This is a genomic window from Paraburkholderia sp. GAS41 (assembly GCF_050436545.1).
In the GTDB taxonomy this organism is placed as follows: domain Bacteria; phylum Pseudomonadota; class Gammaproteobacteria; order Burkholderiales; family Burkholderiaceae; genus Paraburkholderia.
In genome coordinates this window covers 1-2,996 of sequence record NZ_JBNDMK010000070.1, presented here as the reverse complement: position 1 = coordinate 2,996, position 2,996 = coordinate 1, and the positions used below count along the sequence as shown (strand labels likewise).

Here is a 2,996-nt window from a genome sequence, read left to right as displayed (position 1 = left end):
CTGAGTCTTGGGGGAAAGCTGGCGCATGCGCATGTCGTCCGTCATACGCTGACGCAAAGGGCTGACGCCCGGTTGATTGGAGGTCATGATGCGGCTCCGTTTGGGGAACGAGGCGGATTGCCTCGACCTCCAACATACGGAACTGCGCAGCAGACTTCCCTGCACCCCTCACGCCTGGCCGGAGCCCCCTACCGCGCGAGCGGTTTCGTTCCACGACCCTGAGCCGCCATTCGACTTCCGCGAAAGCGGCCGCACAAACGCAGATCCGTCACATGTTCGACGCGTGCGGTTGTTAGTTCGTCGCCCATCTGTTTTAATGGGGTCATCTACTTTCGACTCCCCCCGTCAGTTCATGCCACTTTTTAAACCTGTAACGCTGAGTACCGCGCGCCTCACTCTTCGGCCGCTCCGTGAGGAAGACGCGCAAGCACTATTCGCGATGTGGTCGGATGCAGATGCTATGCGCTTCTCGTTCCCAGCGATGACGCGCTTAGATCAGGCTGTGGACCGCGTTTCGCGTCTATTAAATACATCCACCGACGGCAAGGACTGCATTTGCGTGGTGGAATCGCAGACAACCGGCGAAGTGCTCGGCACTTGCATTCTTTTTCATGCGGATGAGCAGTGCCGACGCGCGGAGATCGGCTTTAGTCTGCAACGCACGCACTGGGGAAATGGATATATGAATGAGGCCGCTTCTGCGCTGATTGAGCACGCCTTCAGTGCGCTAAATTTGCGCCGGATTGAGGCCGATATCGACCCCCGCAATGTAGCCTCAGCGCGTCTTCTTGAACGACTCGGATTTATCCGCGAAGGGCTGTTGCGCGAACGCTGGATTGTTGGCGATGAGATTTCGGATAGTGCGCTATACGGACTGCTTCAAGGCGACCGTCGAACCTAGGTCGACACTCCGTTGCTTTGCGGAATTGGCGCGAATCCGTTACTGACCTCTGATTGTCGCCACTCTACGTGGTTTCGAAGGGCATATTTCGGCAGTTTCAGTCGTCGGTATCAACGATCTGAATCTTTGCGCCGAAGGTCCGATGTTGGCCGGCTAGTGCCCGACGACCGAGCGCGTCGATCACCCCGGGCGCGGTTCTCATGCGAAAGGCATGAGCCGACCCGGAGCCGACTTCGGAAGAGCTTGGCAGCGGACATTCGTTACGCACTTTTAAGGCCGACCGATTGATAATCGCTTCACGCACCACACTAATGCGAATTGAATAGTTCGGCACGCCGATTTCGTCTATTCTCTCCAGTCGAGAAACCGGAATGCGTTGTAGCGCCCGATCTTAGAGCAGCAGCAGATTTGACTGATCTACAAAAAAGGAAAAAAGCTGATGACAGTTGATCAAAGTAAAATTCCATGGACGGCTCTGGTTTTCACGAGTGTCATCCTCGGTACGTCGCTGGTGGCTCTCGGCGAACCGTTATCAAATTTTTGCTCGTTGCCTTTAGTGAAGTGGCTTTCCGAAACCAGTTATTGGCCTCTGCCGCGCAGCGCTTTCCCAGAAAGCGCTTGCGGCTTTAATGTTGGAGTGCTTTTCTTTGTTTTTGCTGGGTGCCTAATTAGCCTTCGCGCGTTACTGTATATTTGGAATCGAAAGGTGGATCTTCGTAATTTTCGCGAAGGGGGTGTGACGCGATATCTGGCCGCATTATTTTTTATAGTTTTCTTTTCGACTATATTTCTTGAGTCTATCAAACTTGTCCTAAGTGGTGAATTCAGAATCTACTATTCCGATCCCGTCAGTTCAATTATTTTTGGACTGGTCATGATGGGGATTATTCCTATGCCGATAATTGCTCTGTATTTGCTACGCATTGTTATCCTTTCTTTGCTGATTCGAAAATAACATGTCCGATATTAATAATTGATTGTTATCATGTAAAATTGAATTGTGTATGCAATTTGCATCGAACAGTCAGCCAGCCAGTTAGCAACGGTATTTTCAACAGGCATGTGCGAATCGTTGATATGTAGCGACCGTGCAGCCGACGTGCTATGGTTCATAGCTGATAACGATCAACACACAAACAGGGTTTAGCGTGCTCAGTCGAGAAGCCATGCTGGTCGCGGACAAAATCCGGGCGAAGATGAGCGCCTTCGCTGCGGTAATGTTTTCGGTGATTGGCATTTACGAATACGTAGTGTGGCGTGACGAGGCTCTGACTGGCATAAAGCATATGCGTGACGGTGGCTTAATGTATCGCGCTAACGATCCTGCTCGTTTCGAGAGTGCTCATCAGTTCACAGCCTACATGTGGTGGCTTGCGATTGCATTGGTAGCAATCGATTGTGGGTTCTTCATCCGCTTCACGCTTCGCCGCCGTCGCATGCTAGCCAATGAAGCCGCGCAACCCTGATATAACTATTTGGCGTGAACAAGTATAAGAGGGACCACTCAGATCAGCGATCTGCGAGGTTGTCGACAGCACGCGATCCACTGAGGCCGGTCGACCCGACGCGACGTATCGAGCGGCTTTCAAGGTTTAACGCCCCCCCAAACCCTCCGGGTTGTGAGCCTTCTAACGATCGAATCGGCTCAATGCTGTTCGACCGGTAGAGACACCAGAAAACGAGAAGATAAAGGGGGCGCTTTCCCCCTCTTGCTAATCTCAACAGGTATGCGACCGGCGGCACCCGACCCTGAAGGGACGATCACCGTTCTGCAGATCAGACATCCAAAAATGGCCACGCGTGCAATCTTGGACGGCTCGGGGAACTGCGAGCGATCAGCGACGATCCTTCATCGCTTTCAAGTCTTGCTGGCCGAAAAACGAATCAATGGCATGAATCGAAAGAACACGAATACCATACGGACCGGTCAGCACATGAACAATCGAAGCTCTGCGCGCATTCCAGTCTGCCGGGTAGTTAAAGAGCGCAAATGGTGGTCCCCCCGAGAATTAACGGGTGTTCAAGGTAGAATTTTCTAGCAGCAGGATCGACAGGGAATTTTGCATGAAGACGTCCAGATTCACGGAAAGCCAGA

4 protein-coding genes are annotated in these 2,996 nt (G+C 52.3%); 3 read left to right on the top strand and 1 reads right to left on the bottom strand.

The genetic code is table 11. The features are described from left to right. Positions 1-352 precede the first annotated feature (352 nt). Positions 353-901 carry a GNAT family N-acetyltransferase gene (locus P3T43_RS35505; RefSeq protein WP_035485260.1) on the top strand — a complete coding sequence of 183 codons (549 nt, stop codon included), beginning with the start codon at positions 353-355 and terminating at the stop codon, positions 899-901. A gap of 97 nt (positions 902-998) precedes the next feature. On the opposite strand, the gene P3T43_RS35500 is transcribed toward P3T43_RS35505, so the two are convergent. Continuing rightward, a complete protein-coding gene (locus tag P3T43_RS35500) occupies positions 999-1,235 on the bottom strand; it encodes a hypothetical protein (protein ID WP_429285647.1) in 237 nt (78 codons plus the stop codon). A gap of 105 nt (positions 1,236-1,340) precedes the next feature. Here P3T43_RS35500 and P3T43_RS35495 point away from each other — a divergent pair, with 105 nt between their 5' ends. Both P3T43_RS35495 and P3T43_RS35490 read left to right on the top strand, forming a co-directional pair. Next, the gene (locus P3T43_RS35495) at positions 1,341-1,856 is read left to right on the top strand and encodes a hypothetical protein (RefSeq protein ID WP_429285646.1); all 516 of its coding nucleotides are present in this window, start codon (positions 1,341-1,343) and stop codon (positions 1,854-1,856) included. A 211-nt stretch (positions 1,857-2,067) separates the two neighbouring features. Next, positions 2,068-2,367 (top strand): hypothetical protein, encoded by a 300-nt coding sequence (locus P3T43_RS35490; protein WP_429285645.1) that lies wholly within the window; start codon positions 2,068-2,070, stop codon positions 2,365-2,367. Positions 2,368-2,996: the final 629 nt, after the last annotated feature.

Coding starts and splice junctions, on each gene's coding strand:
- P3T43_RS35505 (WP_035485260.1), top strand. CDS start 353: ATGCCACTTTTTAAACCTGTAACGCTGAGTACCGCGCGCCTCACTCTT.
- P3T43_RS35490 (WP_429285645.1), top strand. CDS start 2,068: ATGCTGGTCGCGGACAAAATCCGGGCGAAGATGAGCGCCTTCGCTGCG.
- P3T43_RS35495 (WP_429285646.1), top strand. CDS start 1,341: ATGACAGTTGATCAAAGTAAAATTCCATGGACGGCTCTGGTTTTCACG.